The organism is Streptomyces sp. NPDC034670 (assembly GCF_055574875.1).
This window is the reverse complement of the sequence record NZ_JBVITR010000004.1, coordinates 25,764-45,289: the sequence shown is the minus strand read 5'-3', so window position 1 is coordinate 45,289 and position 19,526 is coordinate 25,764. Positions and strand designations below refer to the sequence as shown.

General features: G+C 70.4%; 13 protein-coding genes. 2 read left to right on the top strand and 11 right to left on the bottom strand.

Annotated features, from left to right (window positions below; translation table 11 throughout):
- Nucleotides 1-66 precede the first annotated feature (66 nt).
- Both ACZ56B_RS04090 and ACZ56B_RS04085 read left to right on the top strand, forming a co-directional pair.
- Nucleotides 67-858, top strand: a complete 792-nt coding sequence (locus ACZ56B_RS04090) for an ATP-binding cassette domain-containing protein (protein WP_468786011.1) — start codon at nt 67-69, stop codon at nt 856-858.
- A gap of 50 nt (nt 859-908) precedes the next feature.
- Nucleotides 909-2,192 carry a sugar ABC transporter permease gene (locus ACZ56B_RS04085; protein ID WP_468786338.1) on the top strand — a complete coding sequence of 428 codons (1,284 nt, stop codon included), beginning with the start codon at nt 909-911 and terminating at the stop codon, nt 2,190-2,192.
- Here the strand turns inward: ACZ56B_RS04085 and ACZ56B_RS04080 are convergent.
- From ACZ56B_RS04080 to ACZ56B_RS04030, 11 genes are all read right to left on the bottom strand, one after another.
- On the bottom strand, nt 2,155-4,575 hold the full coding sequence (locus ACZ56B_RS04080) for a hypothetical protein (RefSeq protein WP_468786009.1): 2,421 nt from the start codon (nt 4,573-4,575) through the stop codon (nt 2,155-2,157). The genes ACZ56B_RS04085 and ACZ56B_RS04080 overlap by 38 nt on opposite strands.
- Nucleotides 4,576-5,023: 448 nt before the next feature.
- The gene (locus tag ACZ56B_RS04075; RefSeq protein WP_468786007.1) at nt 5,024-6,097 is read right to left on the bottom strand and encodes a dTDP-glucose 4,6-dehydratase; all 1,074 of its coding nucleotides are present in this window, start codon (nt 6,095-6,097) and stop codon (nt 5,024-5,026) included.
- A 30-nt stretch (nt 6,098-6,127) separates the two neighbouring features.
- Nucleotides 6,128-8,539 carry a non-ribosomal peptide synthetase gene (locus ACZ56B_RS04070; protein WP_468786005.1) on the bottom strand — a complete coding sequence of 804 codons (2,412 nt, stop codon included), beginning with the start codon at nt 8,537-8,539 and terminating at the stop codon, nt 6,128-6,130.
- Nucleotides 8,540-8,572: 33 nt separating this feature from the next.
- Nucleotides 8,573-9,931, bottom strand: a complete 1,359-nt coding sequence (locus ACZ56B_RS04065; RefSeq protein WP_468786003.1) for a serine hydroxymethyltransferase — start codon at nt 9,929-9,931, stop codon at nt 8,573-8,575.
- 69 nt (nt 9,932-10,000) lie between these two features.
- Nucleotides 10,001-10,900, bottom strand: coding sequence for a hypothetical protein (locus ACZ56B_RS04060; RefSeq protein WP_468786001.1), 900 nt, complete (start codon nt 10,898-10,900; stop codon nt 10,001-10,003).
- Between the two features lie 41 nt (nt 10,901-10,941).
- Nucleotides 10,942-12,117, bottom strand: coding sequence for an MFS transporter (locus ACZ56B_RS04055; protein WP_468785999.1), 1,176 nt, complete (start codon nt 12,115-12,117; stop codon nt 10,942-10,944).
- Between the two features lie 49 nt (nt 12,118-12,166).
- Nucleotides 12,167-12,793, bottom strand: a complete 627-nt coding sequence (locus tag ACZ56B_RS04050) for a TetR/AcrR family transcriptional regulator (protein WP_468785997.1) — start codon at nt 12,791-12,793, stop codon at nt 12,167-12,169.
- A 103-nt stretch (nt 12,794-12,896) separates the two neighbouring features.
- Nucleotides 12,897-14,576, bottom strand: a complete 1,680-nt coding sequence (locus ACZ56B_RS04045) for an ABC-F family ATP-binding cassette domain-containing protein (protein WP_468785995.1) — start codon at nt 14,574-14,576, stop codon at nt 12,897-12,899.
- A 40-nt stretch (nt 14,577-14,616) separates the two neighbouring features.
- Nucleotides 14,617-15,936 carry a lipopolysaccharide biosynthesis protein RfbH gene (gene rfbH, locus ACZ56B_RS04040; protein WP_468785993.1) on the bottom strand — a complete coding sequence of 440 codons (1,320 nt, stop codon included), beginning with the start codon at nt 15,934-15,936 and terminating at the stop codon, nt 14,617-14,619.
- A 44-nt stretch (nt 15,937-15,980) separates the two neighbouring features.
- Complete coding sequence (gene pabB / locus ACZ56B_RS04035; RefSeq protein WP_468785991.1) at nt 15,981-18,014, bottom strand: aminodeoxychorismate synthase component I; 2,034 nt, start codon at nt 18,012-18,014, stop codon at nt 15,981-15,983.
- Complete coding sequence (locus ACZ56B_RS04030; protein ID WP_468785989.1) at nt 18,011-19,507, bottom strand: class I adenylate-forming enzyme family protein; 1,497 nt, start codon at nt 19,505-19,507, stop codon at nt 18,011-18,013. Before ACZ56B_RS04030 ends, pabB begins: the two co-directional genes overlap by 4 nt.
- Between the last annotated feature and the right edge of the window lie 19 nt (nt 19,508-19,526).

The following is a 19,526-nucleotide window of genomic DNA, read 5'->3' as shown; positions in this document are numbered from 1 at the left end:
GCGCCGGACGGAACACACCCCCCAAATTCTCTGCACAACCTTCCGCCGGGTCAGGCGGCGAAGGAGATGGTTCACGTGTCCGCTACGCCCGTGCTGGCGTTGCGCGGGGTCTCCAAGCGGTTCGGTGCCGTCCAGGCGCTCACCGACGTAGAGCTTGAGGTCCACGCCGGTGAAGTGGTCGCCCTGGTGGGCGACAACGGCGCCGGAAAGTCCACGCTGGTCAAGACGATCGCCGGCGTGCATCCCATCGATGAGGGCGTCATCGAGTGGGAGGGCAAGGCCGTACAGATCAACAAGCCGCACGACGCCCAGAACCTGGGCATCGCGACGGTCTACCAGGACCTCGCGCTGTGCGACAACATCGATGTCGTCGGCAACCTCTACCTGGGCCGGGAGCTGCGCAAGCGCGGCGTCCTGGACGAGGTGGAGATGGAGCGCCGCTCCCGCGAGCTCCTCGACACCCTCTCGATCCGCATCCCCAGCGTCCGGATCCCGATCGCCTCGCTCTCCGGCGGTCAGCGCCAGGTCGTGGCCATCGCCCGGTCCATGCTCGGCGAGCCCAAGCTGGTGATCCTCGACGAGCCCACCGCCGCCCTCGGCGTCGAGCAGACCGCGCAGGTCCTCGACCTGGTCGAGCGGCTGCGCGAGCGCGGCCACGCGGTCATCCTCATCAGCCACAACATGGCCGACGTGAAGGCCGTGGCGGACAAGGTCGCCGTGCTGCGCCTCGGGCGCAACAACGGCGTGTTCGAGGTCAAGTCGACCTCGCAGGAAGAGATCATCTCCGCCATCACGGGCGCCACGGACAACGCCGTGACCCGTCGTGCGGCGCGCACCAATGGGGAGGTCAAGAAGTGAGCGACGAAACGACCTCGGCGAACGACGGCGGCTCCACGACGACGAGCACCGTGGACACCAAGAAGGACCAGGCGACCGGGACGGTCAAGAACCCCGAGGCGGCCGCCTCGGCGGTCACCGCCGTCGACCCCCGGCTGCTCGTGCGCGAGCAGGGTCTCGCCGGCTACGTCAACGAGTTCAAGCGGAAGATGAAGGCGGGCGACCTCGGCTCCCTTCCCGTGGTGGTCGGCCTGCTGATCATCTGGGGCATCTTCACCAGCCTGAACTCCAACTTCCTCACCGCGGGCAACTTCTCCGACATGTCGGTCGCCATGGTCGGCACGGGCATGATCGCGGTCGGTATCGTCTTCGTCCTGCTGCTCGGCGAGATCGACCTGTCGGTCGGCTCGGTCAGCGGTGTCGCGGGCGCCACCTTCGCGGTGCTGAGCGTCACGCACGGCATGAACGAGGTGCTGGCCCTGGTGCTGGCCGTCCTCACCGGCACGGCGGCCGGAGCCATCCACGGCTTCGTCTTCGCCCGCATCGGTGTCCCGGCCTTCGCCGTGACGCTGGCCGGCCTGCTGTTCTGGCAGGGCTTCATGCTGCAGATCCTGGGCGACAACGGCACCATCAACCTCGACTCCGAGGGCCTGGTCGCCCAGCTGACCAGCTACTACTTCTCCGACGTGGCCGCCGCGTACGGCCTGGCGATCGTCGTGACCGCGGGGTACTTCCTCATCGCGTTCTCCGACAACCGCCGCCGCGAGGCCGCCGGGGTGCCGTCCAGGCCGCTCAACGAGATCATCGTGCGGACCGCGCTGCTGGCCGTCCTGGCGTTCGCCGTGGCGATCGTCTTCAACCAGTACAAGGGCCTGCCCCTGGCCGTGGTGATCTTCCTCGCGGTCCTGGTGCTCACGGACTTCGTGCTGCGCCGCACCGCCTACGGCCGCAAGGTCTTCGCGCTCGGCGGCAGCGTCGAGGCGTCCCGCCGCGCCGGCATCAACGTGGAGCTGGTCCGGATCTCGGTCTTCGCGATCGCCGGCACCTTCGCCGCGATCGGCGGCCTCTTCGTCGCCTCGAAGATCGCCTCCGCCAACCAGGGCGCGGGCACCGGTGAGTTCCTGATGAACGTCATCGCCGCGGCCGTGATCGGCGGTACGTCCCTCTTCGGCGGCCGCGGCCGCACCTGGGACGCGCTGCTCGGTGTGATGGTCATCGTCTCGATCCAGTACGGCCTCGCCCTGGAGGGCATCGCCTCCCCGGTGCAGTACATGATCACCGGTGGCGTGCTGCTGGCGACCGTCGTCATCGACGCGGTCACCCGCAAGACGCAGAAGACCGCGGGACGCGCGTAACCGCGCCCGTCCCCCGGAGGTCCCGGGGGCCGGGACCCCAAAAGGGGCGGGGGGGGGGGCCTTGTGGGGGGGGGGGGGCCCCCCGCGGGGCGCCCCGCAGCCCGTCGTCCGTCCCGGACTGCAGCAGCACGTCCCAGGACCGGTCGGCCAGCATGCTCAACCCGGTGGCCCGGCTGAGCGCGTGCTTGCCCCGGGCGCGCTGGGCCACCGCGAGCCGGTGCCGCGCCAGGGTCCGCCGGGTGTCCCCGAGGGTGTCGCCGAGCCGGGCGAGGGCCCGCTCGAGGACCTCCTCGGCGCGGCGGAGGTCGTCGGGGTCGGCCCGGACCGCGTGGCGCTGGAGGAGCACGGCTCCCTGCAGTTCGAGCGTCATCGCGCGGTCGGGTGCCGTGCGGCCCGCGACGGCGAGGGCGGTCTCCAGGTCGGCCAAGGCCCGGTCCAGCAGGGCGGTGTCCCCGGACGCCTCCCGCGCCCCGGCGAGGTGCGCCTGCAACAGCACCTGGGCCCGGTTCTGGGCGAGCGCCGCCCTGGCCGTCTCGCCCCCCGCGAGCGAGCCGAGGGCCTCGTCGAGCACGGCTGCGGCGCGGGTGAGCTCGGCGGTGTCCCCGGTGTGCGCGTACCGGGTGGTGAGCAACGTGGCCCGGTTGTTGAGGCAGCCGACCCGGTCCGCGGAGCCGGCGGGCAGCAGGGCCAGGGCCGCTTCGGTGTGCCGGAGCGCCGCGTCCAGGTCGGGCCCCTGTCCCAGGTGGACGAAGCGGGTGTGCAGCGCGGTCGCGAGGTTGGCGTGGTACTGACCGCGTACGAGTCCGCTGGGAGGCAGGTCGCCCAGCGCCTCGGACATCAGGCGGACGCCCGTGTCCAGATCCGCGAACGCGCCGTGGACCTCGAAGCGCAGCACCATGACGAGCCCGAGGTGCGCCCTGCGGACCGCCGTGTCACGGTGCCCGTCGGCGGCGGCCCCGACGGCCCGCCGGTGGCCGTCGACGGCCGCGTCCAGGTCCGCGGGGTCACCGGTCAGCCCGAAACGCTGTTCCAGGGCGGAGGCCAGGTTGCCGGTCCACAGGTCCCGGTGCGGGTCGCCCGGCGGGCCGAGGTCGGTGGCCCGGCGCAGGTGCTCCACCGCCTCCTCGAGGTCGTGCGCCCGGCCCTGTCGCTGGAACCGCAGCAGCAGGTTGTTGCCGAGGCTCCCGTTGAGCGTCGCGGCCTCCGGGTGATCGGGGGCGGCCGCGACGAGGGCGTGGCGCAGGATGCCGATCGCCCGGTCGAGGAGGTCCGGCTCCCCGTCGAGCCAGAAGGCCTCCGCGTACGCCACTCCGAGGTGGCGCAGCCTCATGGCCAGGTCCGGGTGGTCGTCCGGAGTGCGCTCCACCGCCTCCGCGAGGATTCTCACCCCCTCCCGCAGGTCCTCCGGGCGGCCGCGCTCCCCGAACCGCATCACCAGGACGTTGCCGAGGACGGTGGCCCACAGCGGGCCGGCCGGATGGTCCGGCCCGGTCAACCGGTGCGCCTCCGCGACGGCGTCGTACGCCCGGTCCAGGTCCGCCGGGTCGCCGTACCGCCCGAAACGCGTGCACAGCGCGTTGGCGTAGTTGCCGGTCACGGCGTGGCGTGCGGGGGCGTCGGCCGGTGTCCGTTCAGCGGCTTCCGCCAGGCGGCGCACCGCCTCCTCGAGGGTGTCCTCCTCACCGTCGTGCTCGTACGCGAACAGCAGGGCGTTGCCCAGGCCGCTGAGGTACCGGGCCTGTTCCGGGCCGGCCTCCGCCAGATCGGCCGCCCGGCGGTAGTGCCGCAACGCTTCCGCGAGGTCGCGCGCGTCCCGCACGTCCCGGGCCCCCGCCGAGCCCGGTTCCCCCGGGTCGGACGTGCGGAGGTACGCGATCAGGTCCGCCGTGCGGGACCCGGCGAGCAGCCCTTCGGGCCGTCGCTCGGCCGGTTCGCCGTCCCCCGGTCCGTGCGCGAACTCGAACCGTGCGAGCAGGACGTGTCCGGCCAGCTCGTGGAGGGGCTCCCGCCCGCTGTCCGCCACGGCCAGGGCGCCGCGCACCGCCGCCAGGGCGAGGTGCCCGTGCTTCGGCTCGGCGAACCGCTCGTACGCCTCGAGGGCGTCCCGCGCGAGGTCCTCCAGTCGGCGGCCGCGGTCCGGGTGGTCGTGCGGCGTCAGGTCCAGCGCCCGCAGGCGGGCGACCACCGCCGCCTCGGCGAGTCCCCTCTCCTGGTGCCGCCCGAACTGCGCCCCGTAGGCGTCGGCGAGTTCGTCCCACACCCGCTCGGGCGGGCCGCCGTGCCGGCGCGAGCGGACGGCGAACTCCCGGGCCACATCCGGAACCGTCCCCTCCCCCGGCGGCGCGTCCCCGTCCCCGCCCGCGGTCCCGCTGCCCGTCCCCATCGGGCAAGCGTCGCCTGCGTCCGCCGCGTGCGGCAAGTGGACGTTCGGATCCGGCCGTTGCGGTGCCGGGTCTGTTCGGAAACGGCTGGACCTGTCGCCGCGGTGGATCGGGCGGCCGGCTCCGGTGCGCGGGGGGCCGTGTGCCGTCGTCGGCCGCACACCGCGGCGGGCAGGCCCCGTAGGTACTGAGGTGCTCGCTCGCGCGGCTCCGACCTGCGGAGGTACTGACCGACCCGGCCGCCCGGCGTATCCGTCCCGGCCGCCCGGCGGTGCCCCTCGTCAGCCGTGACATCCCCACCCGTGGCCGGTCCGACGGCCGGCCGGACCGCCCGGTCACGGCGACTGCGGCCGCGGTGCCGAGCGACCCGGCTCCCGAGCCGGGTCGCTGTGCTCTCCGTGTCCCACCGGAAGGGCGGCAAGGATGCGGGGCGCGTACTCGGCGGCCCGGTCACCGGGGTGCGGCGGTCTTCCGGTCCACCGCACCCCAGTCGAAGCCGAGTTCGCCCTTCTCCTCCAGGATCCGCTCCCACCAGGCGCGGTGTTCCACGTACCAGTCGACCGTCTCGGCCAGGCCGGTGTCGAAGTCCCGTGTCGGCTGCCAGCCGAGCCGTGTCTCGATCTTCTCCGGGTCGATCAGGTACCGGCGGTCGTGGTTCGGCCGGTCGGGGATGTGCTCGATCCACTCCGCAGGGTCCAGGCCCAGTGCCGTGACGACCCGGGTGGCGATCTCCAGGTTGGTGATCTCGCAGCGGGCGGACACGTCGAAGACCGGCAGCAGGTGCGGTTCCGTGGCCGCCTCGGGCGGGACGGGCCCCAGGTCGGCGTGGAGCACCCGGTGGACGGCGGCGCAGTGGTCGGCCACGTGCAGCCAGTCGCGGCTCTGCAGGCCGTCGCCGTAGACCGGCACCTTCCGGCCCCGCAGGAGGTTCGTCACCGCCAGCGGGATCAGCTTCTCCGGCATCTGGTACGGGCCGTAGTTGTTGGCGCAGTGCGTCATCCGGATGTTCAGCTCCGGGTACGTCTGCATGTAGGCGCGCACGATCTGGTCCCCGGCCGCCTTGGCCGCGCTGTACGGCGTCTTCGCGTTCAGCGGGGACCGCTCGGTGAACCAGGTTTCCCCGGCGGGCAGTTCGCCGTACACCTCGATGGTCGACACATGGACGTGCGAGCGGACCGGGACGAGGCGGCTGCACTCGGCCATGACCTGCGCGCCGAGCGCGTTGGACCGCATGAACGCGGTCGGCTCGAGAATGGCGCGGTCGTTGTGCGACTCCGCCGCGAAGTTCACCACGAAGTCCGGCCGGTGGCGCCGGTAGATCTCCTCCATGGTGGCGAGGTCGGCGATGTCGGCCTTCTCGAACGTGATGCGGTCGGAGACGGGCTCCAGGTTGGCGTGGTTGCCGGCGAACCCGAGGTAGTCCACCGCGATCACCTCGGCATCCGCCGGCTCCCACTCCAGCAGGTGGTGCACGTAGTTCGCGCCGATGAAACCCGCGGCGCCGGTCACGAGATAGACAGGCATGGCTGCTCCGTAGGTCGGACGACGCCGGGACTAGGCGCCCGGGTGTGGGCCGTAACGCTCGGTCAGGTGGTCCGCCAGGGCGGTCGGCGTCGGATGCTCGTAGATGTCCGACACGCGCAGCCGCCGGTCGATGCGGACCATGCTTCTGATCGCCTTCATGGAGTCCCCGCCCCGGTCGAAGAAGTTGTCGTGGCCGTCGAGGTGGTCGAGGCCCAGGACGTCCTTCCACGCGCCGACCACCGCGCGGTACCAGCTGTCGGCCGGTTCGGACGTCCGCCGCGGCGCGGGCGCGGCGGGCACGCCCGGTGGTGTCGGCGAACTCAGCGCGCGCCGGTCCACCTTGCCGTTCTTGTTCAGCGGCAGCGACTCCACCATCTCGATCGAGGAGGGGACCATGTGCTTCGGCAGCCGTGCGTGCAGGACGTCGAACAGTGACGCGTAGTCCAGCGTCACGCCGCGCTGCGCGGTCACGTATCCGGCCAGCGTCACATGACCGTCCGCGGCCGTCCGGGCGACCACCGCCACCCGTTTGACCCCGGGGTGTGCGGCCAGCACGGCCTCGATCTCCCCCAGTTCCACCCTGATCCCGTTGACCTTCACCTGGAAATCCTTGCGCCCGAGGATCTCGATCACACCGTCGGGCCGAAATCTCGCCAGGTCGCCGGTGCGGTACAGGCGCTCCACGAGACGGTCGCCGAAGGACCAGCGGACGAATCGCTCGCTCGTCTCGTCAGGACGGTCGAGATAGCCGCGGGCCAGTCCGGTCCCCGCGAGGTGGAGCTCCCCGACGACACCGACCGGTACCGGCATCATCCGCTCGTCGAGGATGAACGTGCGCTGGTTGGCCAGGGGCCGGCCGTACGGGAGGTGCCCGCCGCTCCACTCCGCGTCGGCGTCCCACTCGTAGGCGGTCGAGTGGATGGATGCCTCCGTCGCACCGCCCAGGGCCACGAACCTGAGGCGGGGAGCGACCTTTCGGAAGCGTTTCGGCATCGTCGCCGGCACCCAGTCCCCGCCGGTCATGCACAGTCTCAGCGGCAGCGGACGGGGGGCGCCTCCGGTCTCGGCGAAGTCCAGGAACAGTTCGATCAGCGCGGGCGCCGTGTTCCAGACCGTGACGTGGTGCCGGACCACCAGGTCCCACCACGAAGCCGGGTGGTGTCCGGCCTCCGCGTCCGGGATGACGACCGTGCCACCGGCGAGGGTGATGCCGAGGAACTCGTACACCGACATGTCGAAACTCGGTGAGGACAGGGCGAGAACCGCGTCGCCGGGCCCCACACCGAAGCGCGTGTTGAGATCCGCGAGGTTGTTGAGCACCCCGCGGTGGCGCAGGGCGATCGGCTTGGGCGTTCCGGTGGAGCCCGACGTGTGGATCACGTAGCAGAGGTGGTCCGGGCGGACCTCGGTGACGGGATTCCCGGCGGGATCGTCGGACCGGCCCGCCGGATCGTCGACGAGCAGACGATGGCGCATCTGGACGGGAAGGGTCCGGTCGAGTCCCCGGCTGGTGATCAGGACGTCGCAGTCGGCGCCGCGGATCATCCTCTCCAGGCGGTCCTCGGGATAGGCCGGGTCCAACGGGACGTACGCCCCTCCGGCCTTCAGGACGCCGAGGAACGCGATCAGGAGATGGGGGGTCTTGTGGAGGTGGACACCCACTCGGTCGTCCGGTCCGACTCCGAGTGCGATCAGGCGGTGGGCCAGCTCGTTGGCCCGCCGGTTCACCTCGCCGAACGTCCACGACTCGGCTCCGTGGACGGCGGCCACCGCTCCGGGTGCCGCCGCGGCCCGTGCCTCGAACGCCTGGTGGAGGCAGATGTCCTCGGTGAGACGCGTCCCGGTGTCGTTCCACGCGTGGAGCATGGTCTCGGTTTCCGGGGCCGTCAGGATGTTCAGCCGGGTGACGGGGGTGTCCGGGGTGCGCGCCATGTGGTCCAGCAGGACCTGGTAATGGCCCGTGATCCGGTCGGCGTGGGCGTCGTCGAACCCGGCGGCGTCGAAGCTGAGCGTCACCCGTGACGACGCCGGGTCCGCGTAGAGGACCATCTCCCGCCCGTCCGGCGTGTCCGCGTCGCCGGGACGGTCGGTGAACGAGAGCGCGAAGGGGCTGTGTCCGGACTCCGGGCGCGGGGCGACGCTCAGACCTTTCACGAGGTCGACGGTGCTCGAATCGGCGGTCACGGTGACGCAAACGGCGTCCTGGCCGTCGAGCCGGTCGATGGGGATCCGGTCGAGGGCGGTGTACCGGTGGACGAGCGCGGCCATCGCCACGGTCAGAACCGACGCGCGGGGCAATTCCGCGCCGTCCGGGAGGACGGCGGCGTCGAGAGACCGTTCCAGCCGCTCGCCCGGCCGTCCCCGATTCGGTGTCGTGCGGAACCCCAGCCCCGAGGGTAAGGAGGAGAAGTCCGGCTGGGCCGTGGAATCGACGAACGTCATGCCCTCTGGCACCTTCCGATCGTTTCGGGCCGTCTACTCATCATCGAATCGCAGGGGAAAACGCGCGCAGAGAGCGTTCACCCGGTCCCGCACCGCGTCCCGGAGCGCGCCGTCCAAGGCGTAGTGCGTGGCGTCCGGGACCGTGACGGCGGACAGCACGTGATGCACGAGCTGTGCGCATTCGCGGATTTCGAAGGGACCCATTCCGCGCTGCGCGAGAGTGTTGGTCCCGAAGCGCAGGCCGCCGCCGACCGCGGGCGGCAGCGAATCTCCGGGAATCTTGTTCCTGTTGACCAGGATTCCGCATTCCTCGAGCGCGCGCTCGGCGACGATCCCGGTCAGCCCTGCTGCCCGGACGTCGACCAGGACCATGTGGTTGTCGGTGCCGCCGGTCAGGACGTCGTACCCCAGCCTCACGAGTTCGTCCGACAGCGCCTTCGCGTTGTCCACGACGCGTTTCATCGTGGCCCGGAAGCCGCCGGTGGACGCGATCGCCAGGGCCCGCGCCTTGGCCGCGATCGAGGACGGGTCCGGGGTGCCCTGGAAGCCGGGGAACACGGCGCGCTGCATCAGCCGCCACAGTTCGGTCCGCCATTCCGGCACGGTCCGGCGATGGTCCTCGCCGAGCAGGATCAGACCCCCTCTGGGGCCAGCGAGTTGCTTGTAGGTGCTGGTCGTCGTGATGTGGGCGTAGTCGATCGGACTGGGGTGCAGCCCCGCGGCGACCAGCCCGGCTATGTGGGAGATGTCGGCGAGGAGAAGGGCGCCCACTCGGTCCGCGATGGCGCGGAACTCGGCGAAATCGATCCACCGGGGATACGCGCTCGCCCCCGCGATGATGACGTCCGGTCGGTGTTCCAGCGCGCGGTCGAGGATCCTCGCGTAGTCGAGCCGCCCGTCGGGTGCGACGCCGTAGCGGGCCACGTCGTAATACCTTCCGCTGACCGACGCGCCGGCACCGTGCGTCAGATGCCCGCCGGAATCGAGCTCCAGGGCGAGGATCCTGCCGCCGCGCGGCAGCAGGGTCGCCAGGACGGCGAGGTTGGCGGAGGAGCAGGAGTGCGGCTGGACGTTCGCGTAGCGGGCGTCGAAGACGCGTTTGGCGCGTTCGACGGCCAGCGTCTCGATCTCGTCGAAGTGCACGGCGCCCGGATGGTAACGCGCCCCCGGGTACCCCTCGGCGGTGACGTTCGACAGGACCGTGCCGTTCGCGCAGAGGACGGACGGCGGGGCGATGCTGGCCGAGGCGACCATCGACAGACTTGCGGACTGGTATTTCGCCTCGGCGTCCAGGAGCGCCCCGAGATCGGGGTCGTTCCTGGTCAGCACCTCCCAGCCCACATCGGCTATGGACCTGGTCGTCGGATTGATCGTATGCCCGGATTCAAGCACAGGAGATTCCTTAGCTGCGGTCGTACGATGCGGAAATACGCCGGAGATTGCCTGGGATCACCGATGGACCTAGCCGAAGTTCTGCTTCAACCAGAGGTCGTCCACGTATTCGGTCGCCGCGTGGAAATCGATTTCCAATTGGCGCAGGAAGGAACTGATCACGTACACCGTGTCGGGTGCGAACTCCCGTGAGGCGGCCACCAGACCGGGAACGTCGAGGGGCTGGGTCTCGCTCACGACGAGCGCCTTCGCGGCCTCCGCGCTGCGGGCCACCGTGTACATGCCGGGGACGGCGGTGACGACCGGGACTCGCGGGTGATCGAGCGACGTCTCCTTCAGCAGCGCTTCCAGTCGCTGACGACCGGGCTCGCGGAAAGGCGAGTGATACGCCTGATGGGCCTGGGACCGCTCCACGACCTGGAAATCGGCGGGACCCTCGCCACGCGCGGCTTCGAGCGCGGAGCGCAGTCCGGAGACCATGATCATGCGGCCGGCGCCGCCGAGCACCGGACCGAAGTCGCAGGAGATGATCATCCGCTCGGGCTGATCGTAGTAGCGCCAGTCGACCGGCGCGGGCACGAACGCGAAGCCTATGGCTTCGTCCCGGTCCACGTCCGGGAGGTGTCTCTCCCGCAGGAAGCTCACGACCTGGTCGGTCGAGGCCGCTCCGGCGGAGTGCAGCGCGGCCAGCTCGCCCAAGGAGATGCCGCCGTACACGGCGGCCGGTCCGTGCTCGTGCTCGAGGATCCGCCCCACGCTGAGCATGGCGGCCATCTGCCGGAACCAGCGCAGCAGCACGGGATGGACGTGCGTCACCTCTCCGTCGATCAGGCGTTCCACCGGAAGGCCGACCGCTTCGGCGAACTCGTGGTAGATCGACTGCGCGACCGCCGAGTCGCGCAGCATCGGTTCATAGCGGCGGAAGTCCGCTGAGGCGTCGGCGGGTCCGAACAATATGAACGTGGTCATGGCAACTCCATCCTTCGCTCTTGCGGGAATTCAGTGCGCCGCTAGACCTTCGCCACCGATTTCTTCGAGGCTTCGATCGCGAGCGCCAGCAGTGCCAGCGCGCTCAGTCCGAGGGCGGCCGCGACGGCCGGCAGCACCCCGGCCCCGAGGCCGCCGAGGGCCAGGCCGCCGACGGCCCCGCCCAGGGAGACCCCGAGGTAGGTGCTCGATGTGTTGAGCGCCAGCGCCTGGGCCGCCACCGGCCCGGCGAGCACATGGAGACGGGCCTGGATGGCCGGGGAGTTCCAGAAGGCCATGCCACCCCAGATGGTGCCCACGACGACGAGGACGGAGAAGGGCACGGGGCGGACGAACCAGAACAGGACCAGCACCGCCATGAGTCCGACGAAGGTGCCGATCCCGGTGACGAGGGCACGGTCCGGGCCCCACCGGTCGGTCGCCCTTCCGCCTGCCCAGATGCACACGATGCCCGCGAACCCCGACAGGCTGAACGCCAGCGCGCGCTGATCCACACTGGCCTCGCTCACCGCGTCGAGGAAGGGGGCCATGTAGGTCAGCATCATCATGGACCCGGTCATGAGCGCGCAGTTCGCCAGCAGCCCGAGCGACACCGGCGCACTGGCGAGGGTCCGCAACTGCTCGCGCACACTGGGGACTTCGCCCGCCTTGTCGCCCTCCCGGGGCAGGGTTGCGAGCAGGAAGGCCAGTGCCGCCACGCCGCCCGCGGCCATGGTGACGAAGGTGGCCCGCCAGCCGTGGTGGCCGCCGATCCAGGTGCCGATCGGAACGCCGGCCGCGATCGATCCCGTGACCCCGAGCGCCACGACGGCGACGTACCGCCCGATGTGGCCCTGCGGGGCGCGCTCGGCGGCGAAGGCGAACACCGCCGGAGTGGAGGCCGCCGCCGCGAGGGCCGCCACGATCCGCAGGGCCATCAGCAGACCGAAGCTCGTGGTCGAGGCCGCCGCGAGGTTGGCCGCGACGAAGACCAGGAACGCGGTGGTGAACAGGCGCCGGCGGGACACCCGGGCCAGGGCGACTCCGGCGATCGGCGCGGCGACGGCGACGGTGAGGGAGAAGACGGTCACCAGCTGGCCGGCGTGCGCCTCACTGACCTCCAGATCACGGGCGACCTCCGGCAGGACGCCCGCAATCACGTAATCGTCCGTATAGAGGACAAAAGCCGCGGCGAGCAGCGCGAACAGCCACGCGGGCACAACTGACTCCTTGGGTACGTCGACAGTGCCTGACGGCCCGGATGCCGGGTCAGGCGCCGGTCGGTCCGGCCTCCGCGCCGGGACCGCCCGGCAGGATCGAGCGCAGGTGCGCCCGCAGCGTCGCGCGCAGCCGCTCGACGCCGAGCGACCCGTGCGGCGTCACCGCGTCCAGCACCAGACCGCCCAGCATCGCGATGAGCCGTTCGGCTTCCTCGGCCGGATCATGCACGTCGAGCACGTGCAGGGCGTCCGTGATGACCTGCCGCATATCGGCGGCCATCTGCTCGGTCACCGGCCGGAAGATCGCATTCACCCGGGCGGCGACGATGAATTCCATCAGCACGATCGACTCGACACGGCGTTCCTCGTCGATCGGAAGCAGCTCCTCCAGCCGTGCCTGCAGAGCGTCGACGGCGGATTCACCGGTGAGGCCGGCCAATGCGTCGGTCGGATACCGGGTGAGCCTTTTCCCCATGCGGTTGCCGACCTCGGTCACGGCCGCCACGAGGAGATGACGGTGATCGTCGAAGTAATGGCGCACCGAGCCGATGTTCAATCCGGATTCGGCGGCGACCTTCCGCAGCGACAAGCCGCTGAAGCCTTCGGCGACCAAGAGACGAAAAGCTGCCTCGATGACATCCTTGCGACGCTGTTCGAGGTCAATCCGAGCTGGCATCGCCAAATGGTATCACAGGTGTGACAAAACAGGGAGCCGACCGGACGGCACCGTACTCCACGGGAGTCGCCTCCCCCCGCCCCGGCCGTCTCACCGACGGCGCTCATCCGCGGCACCGGGCCACGCGCTTCTCGTCCCACACCGGCTCGGGGGACTCGTAGACGGTGCCGTCGGACCCGAAGACCAGGAACCGGTCGAAGTCACGGGCGAACCAACGGTCGTGAGTGACCGCGAGCACGGTCCCCTCGAAGCCGCGCAGCGCGTGCTGGAGCGCCTCGGCGGAGACGAGATCGAGGTTGTCGGTCGGCTCGTCGAGCAGAAGCAGTGTGGTGCCGCCGAGTTCGAGCAGCAGGATCTGGAAACGCGCCTGCTGCCCCCCCGACAGCGAGTCGAAGGTCTGCTCCGCCGCGCCCGCCAGTTCGTACCGGGCCAGCGCCCGCGAGGCCTCCTCACGCGGCATCCCCTCCCGCCGCTCGTCACCGCGGTGCAGGATGGACACCAAGGTGCGGCCGGCGAGGTCGGGCCGCCCGTGCACCTGCGCGAACCACCCCGGGCGCACCCGGGCGCCCAGGCGTGCCGTCCCCGTGTGCGACACGGGCTCGACCGGCAGGTCACCCACCGGCTCGTGTTCGGACTCGGGGGCGCTGCCGCCGGCGGCGAGCAGCCGCAGGAAGTGCGACTTGCCCGAGCCGTTCGAACCGAGCACGGCCACCCGGTCGTTGAACCACACCTCGAGGTCGAACGGCTTCATCAGGCCGGTGAGCTCCAGGCCCTCGCAGACCACGGCCCGCTTGCCGGTACGTCCGCCGCGCAGCCGCATCGACAGGTGCTGCTCGCGTGGTTGCGCGGGAGGCGGCCCGGCCTTCTCGAACCGTTCGAGCCGCGTCTGCGCGGCGCGGTAGCGCGAGGCCATGTCCGAGTTGTAGGAGGCCTTCTGCTTGTACATCTGGACGAGCGCCTTCAGCTTGGCGCGCTCCTCGTCCCAACGGCTGCGCATCTCGTCGAAGCGCTCGAAGCGCTCGGTCCGCGCCCGGTGGTAGGTGTCGAATCCACCCGGGTGCACCCAGGCGGTGTTGCCGGCGGCACCGAGTTCGATCGTGACGATGCTCTGCGCCGTGCGCGCGAGCAGCTCCCGGTCGTGACTGACGTACAGGACGGTCTTCGGCGTCTCGGTCAGGCGGCTCTCGAGCCACCGCTTGCCGGGAACGTCCAGGAAGTTGTCCGGCTCGTCGAGCAGGAGCACCTGGTCCGGGCCGCGCAGCAACGCCTCGAGCACCAGCCGCTTCTGCTCGCCGCCCGAGAGCGTGTCCACCGCGCGCCGCCGGGCCCGGTCGAAGGGCATGCCGAGGGCCTCCGTGCAGCACACGTCCCACAGCACTTCGGCGTCGTAACCTCCGGCGTCGCCCCAGTCGGCCAGCGCGTCCGCGTACGCCATCTGCGCCGCGGTGTCACCGCCGGCCTGCATGGCCGCTTCCGCGGCGTCCAGCTTCTCCGCGGCACGGCGCACGCGCGGGTCCGCCACCGATAAGAGCAGATCCCGCACCCGGTCCCCCTCGCGGGCGACGAACTGCCGCATGACGCCGAGGCTTCCGCCCCGGGTCACCGCTCCGCCGTGGGGGGCCAGGTCACCGGCGATCATCCGCAGCAAGGTGGTCTTGCCGGACCCGTTGGCGCCGATCAGCGCGGCCTTGGCCCCCTCACCGACCCGGAACGAGATCTCGTCCAGCAGCACCCGACCGTCCGGCAGGCCGTAGGTAACAGAGTTGACGTCGATATATCCCACACCGAGATGTTATCACAGCTGTGATACGACGAGGCCGGCCTTACGCGGGGCCGCGACTTCGTCCCTTCACGAACTCGGTGATGGTTTCCGTCACGTAATCGATCATTTCGACCCTGAGGCCGGGATAGACCCCCACCCAGAAGGTGTGCTCGGTGATGATGTCGGTGTTGGCCAGGTCGCCGACGATCCGGTAGTCCCGCCCCGTGTAGGCGGGGTGGCGGGTGAGGTTGCCGCCGAACAGCCGACGGGTTCCGATGTGCCGCTCGTGCAGGTGGGCCTCCAGCTCCTGCCTGGTGAACGGCGCGTCCGGCAGCACGGTCAGGACGAAACCGAACCAGCTCGGATCGCTGTCCGGGGTCGCCTCCGGCAGCAGCAGCCCGGGCAGCCCGTCCAGCGCCTTGCGCAGGTGGTTCCAGTTCCGGCGCCGGACCGCGCCGAATTCCGGCAGCTTGCCGAGCTGGCTGAGGCCCAGCGCCGCCTGGAGATCGGTGGCCTTCAGGTTGTAGCCGATCTCGGAGAAAATGTATTTGTGGTCGTATCCGTGCGGAAGCGTTCCCAACTGGTAATCGAACCGCTTGAAGCACGTGTTGTCCTGGCCGGGCTCGCACCAGCAGTCCCGGCCCCAGTCGCGCAGCTGCTCCACGAGCCGGGCCAGCTTGAGATCGTTGGTCAGCACGCAGCCGCCCTCGCCCGTGGTGATGTGGTGGGCGGGGTAGAAGCTGACCGTGGCGAAGTGGCCGAAGGTCCCGGTGAGCCGGCCCCGGTAGGTCGAACCGACGGCGTCGCAGTTGTCCTCGATCAGGAAGAGGTCGTGCTCCTCGGCGAGCGCGGCGATCTCGGCCACCTGGAAGGGATTGCCCAGGGTATGGGCCATCGCGATCGCCCGGGTACGGGGTGAGACGGCCGCGGCGACACGCTCGGGCGTCGTGTTGTACGTGCCCAGTTCGACATCGACGAACACGGGGATCAAACCGTTCTGCACGAGGGGGTTCACCGTGGTCGGGAACCCCGCGGCCACCGTGATGACCTCGTCCCCCGGTCGTAGCCGCCGCTCGCCGAGTTGCCGGGAGGAGAGCGCGGACACGGCCAGGAGGTTGGCGGACGATCCCGAGTTGGTCAGATGCGCCTTCCGCAACCCGAAGTAGTTCGCCAGGCCTCGCTCGAACTTCCTCGCGGCGACGCCCGCGGCGATGCGCATGTCCAGCGCGGCGGCCACCAGAGCGACCCGGTCGTCCTCGTCCAGCGCCGCCCCGGAAGGCCAGATGGGGGTGACACCGGGGACGAACTCCTCCGTGGCACGGTCCTGGTGGTATTTCCGGGTCAGCTCCAGGATCCGGTCTTTCTCGCTGTCGGCGGACACCTTGCCTCCTGATGGTTCGGCTGTGACTGTCTCGGACGTGCTCGTCAGTGGGACCCGCCCACGGCGGACTTCGGCGCGGCCGCCTTCACCAGCGTCTCCGCGTACTCCGCCTCCGGGTCCGACAGCAGGGTGACGGCGCCCCCCACGCCGAACGACGCGGAGTCCTTCTCGATCACGAGGGTCCGGATCACCACGCTGAGATCGGCGCGCCCGTCGAGCGAGACCCACCCGAGCACGCCGGAGTAGATGCCCCTCGGACTCCCCTCCAGCGCGGCCAGGATCTCCATGCTGCGCAGCTTCGGCGCACCGGTCATGGAACCGGGCGGGAACGCCGTACGGATGCAGTCCACCGCCCCGACATCCGGTCGGAGCCTCGACTCGATGGTGCTGATCATCTGATGCACCGCCGCGAAGGTGTGGACGCCGAACAGCTCGACGGGGCGGACGGAGCCGATCTCGGAGACGCGGCTGAGGTCGTTCCGCATCAGATCGACGATCATGAGGTTCTCGGCGATCTCCTTCTCGTCGGTCGCCAGTTCCCGCTTCAGGGCCGCGTCCTCGTCCTCGGTGGCGCCGCGCCGGCGCGTGCCCTTGATGGGGCTCACCCGTACGAACCGGTCGCCGGTGATGGTCATGAACCTTTCGGGCGAGGCGGACAGCACCGAGAACTCGGGCGTCCGCAGGAACGCGCCGTAGGGCACCGGGCTGCCGGCGCGCAGCCGGGCGTAGGTCTCGGCGGGGCTGAACTCACCGGCGACCGACGCCGTGTTGGTCAGGCACAGTTCGTAGGAGTCACCGCTGCTCAGATAGGACTGGCACTTCAGTATCTTCGCCAGATACGCCTCCTTGCCGTCCCGGAAGACGACCTCACCGGCGGGCCCGCGGGACGGGGTGCCGGTACGGCGGGGTGACGAAGTCCTCGCCCGCGCCACGATGCGGGACGCGTTCTCGAACCACGGCCGCGCCTCGTCGCGGTCCCCCAGTCCGGGGCCGGCGGCGAACAGCAGGTAGACCCTGTGCTCCCGGTGGTCGACGACCACGTAGCGGTCGGTGAGCAGGAACCGGGCATCGGGCAGCCGCGAGTGCCGGGACACGCTCATTCCGTGGGTGTCCGCTCTCAGCTCGTACCCGAAGTAGCCCACGAAACCGGGGCGGAACTCGAAGGGCAGCCGTTCCTCCCCGTCCACCCGGACGGGACGCTGCTGGTCCTTGAGGAAGGTGAAGATGTCGGCGTCGACGTGCCGTACCGTGCCGTCGGACCGCGTCACCGAGGTACGGCCGTCGGCCACGCGGTAGCTCACCGTCACCGTGCGGGCGCCCGGCAGCCCGCCGATGACGGAGAACCGTCCCTGGTCGGTGTCGGAACTGTCGAGCCAGAAGCTCTCCTCCGAGGAGCCGCAGAACGCGTCGAACAGCGCCTGGCCGTCCACCTCCGCGTCCACGCACATCCAGGCGCACCGGATGGTGCCGGTCCGGGCGTCGCGGTCCGGCGTCGTGCTCCTGCTGTCCCGCACGATCTCGGCGAAGTTGCGCAGCAGCACCCTTCCGTCGTCACTGAGGATCGACTCGGGATGGAACTGCACGCCCCACAGTGGCCGGTCCCGGTGCCGGATCGCCATGGCGACACCGTCCTCGTCCTCGGCGATGACCTCCAGTGGCGCCTCGATGCCCGACAGGGCCAGCGAGTGGTACCGGACGGCGGTGAACTCCCGGGCCATGCCGCGGAACAGGCGGTCACCGGTGTGACGGACCCGGGAGGTCCGGCCGTGCATGATCCTCGGCGCCGGCCGCACCTTCGCTCCGTGGACACTGCCGATGAGCTGGTGCCCGAGGCAGACACCGAGCAGCGGCATGTCCGCGGACATCACGATCTGGCGGGATATCCCCACGTCGGTGGGGGTGTCGGGGCTGCCGGGTCCGGGCGATATCACCACGCCGTCGAACGTCTCCAGGGGTAGCGACGACAGCGGGTCGTCGTTCTTGACGACCACGCACTCGACATCCGGGATCTCGCTCAGATACATCCAGATGTTGTAGGTGAAGGAATCGTGGTTGTCGACGAGAAGGATACGAATCACCGAACCGCTCCAGGTTTCGTGCCGTCGAGCGCGGAACTCAGCTCGTGCCTCATGATCTTTCCGCTCCCGGTGCGCGGAATTTCCGAGACCGGTATCCAGTTCTTCGGGACGCGGAAGGGTTCCATACGCCGGCGCAGTCGTGTCCGCAGCTCGGCGAAGAACGCGTCCTCGTTCCCGGTCGACGGGTCCGGCACCACGAGCGCCGACAGCGTGGAAACACCGTCGACCAGGGGGGCGAACACAGCGCAGTCCACGACGCCCGCGCAGCTCCTGAGGGCCGATTCGATCTCCACCGCCGACATGGTGATCCCCCCGACATGCAGGAAATCGTCCGTGCGGCCGACGACCACGAGCCCGCCGTTGTCGGCCCAGTAGCCGTAGTCCTTGGTCTCCAGCCAGCCGTCGACCAGCAGTTCCGCCGTCCCGTTCGCGGTGACCGCGACCCGCGGAATCGTCGGGCCGGACACCCACACCGCGCCGAGCTTGTGCTCCGTTCCGGCCGTCGGCAGCGGCAGGTCCGCGTCGCCGCGCAGTTCCACCTCGTAGCCGGGGCAGGGGAGCCCGGCGGTGCCCGGGGCCCGGCGCACCACTCCGTTCGCGCAGAAGGCGTTGCCCACTTCCGTGGAGCCGATCTGATTGAGCACCGGGACCTGCCAGAGGTCCTCCAGGCGCGCGGCGACGGCGTCGGGCAGGGGCTCGCCCGCTGAGACGATCGCCCGCAGCGCCGCCGGGCGCTCGACGGCGGCCCTCTCGATGTGACCGGCGAGCCTGGCCAGCGACGAGGGGACGGAGAACGCCAGGGTGGCACCGTGCCGGTGCAGGGCATCGACGAACGTCCCCTCGTTCCTGCGCTGTCTGCTCAGGACGACCGAGGCACCGCTGAACAGCGGATAGACGAACTGATTGTTGAACCCGTAGGTGAAATAGTATTGCGAGAGCGAAACGATGGTGTCGGTCGGTCTGATGTCCAGGCCGTTCGCACCGCCGACCGCTTCGAAGAAGAAGGGCAGATCGGCGCTCGTGTGGGCCACGGCCTTCGGGATCCCTGTCGTCCCCGAGCTGTACAGGTAGTAGCGCGAGGGCTCCGGCCCGCCCCCGCGGTCCCCGTGCCCGGCCGGCCGCCGGTGGGTACGGCTGTCGATGTGCAGTGCGCCGTCGCGATGGGAGATCACGAATGCGGTGGGCAGGATTCCCAGCATCCGCGACAGCACGTGCGCGTCCAGGTCCGGATTGACGACCAGCGGAACGGCTCCGAGGGAATGCAGGGCGAGGAAGGCCGGCATCCATTCCGCCCGGTCGCCCACCAGGAACCCGACGTGATCGCCCGCGCCGATCCCCTGCCCGGCGAAGCGGTCGGCGAGCCGCTGGGCGCGAGCGTGGACCTCCCCGTGCCGGAGGACCTCACCCGTCCCTTCGTCCACGACGGCGGCCCTGTCCGTCCAGCCGCCTTCCTCCGCCAGCCGCGCGGCCAGCGTGCATGTATTGCTGTTCATGATCTCCCCGGTTCCATGG

Bases quoted from the DNA above. Each gene is read 5' to 3' on its own strand.
- ACZ56B_RS04090 (WP_468786011.1), top strand. From the start codon at position 67: ATGGTTCACGTGTCCGCTACGCCCGTGCTGGCGTTGCGCGGGGTCTCC.
- ACZ56B_RS04080 (WP_468786009.1), bottom strand. From the start codon at position 4,575: ATGGGGACGGGCAGCGGGACCGCGGGCGGGGACGGGGACGCGCCGCCG.
- ACZ56B_RS04075 (WP_468786007.1), bottom strand. From the start codon at position 6,097: ATGCCTGTCTATCTCGTGACCGGCGCCGCGGGTTTCATCGGCGCGAAC.
- ACZ56B_RS04070 (WP_468786005.1), bottom strand. From the start codon at position 8,539: ATGACGTTCGTCGATTCCACGGCCCAGCCGGACTTCTCCTCCTTACCC.
- ACZ56B_RS04060 (WP_468786001.1), bottom strand. From the start codon at position 10,900: ATGACCACGTTCATATTGTTCGGACCCGCCGACGCCTCAGCGGACTTC.
- ACZ56B_RS04050 (WP_468785997.1), bottom strand. From the start codon at position 12,793: ATGCCAGCTCGGATTGACCTCGAACAGCGTCGCAAGGATGTCATCGAG.
- ACZ56B_RS04030 (WP_468785989.1), bottom strand. From the start codon at position 19,507: ATGAACAGCAATACATGCACGCTGGCCGCGCGGCTGGCGGAGGAAGGC.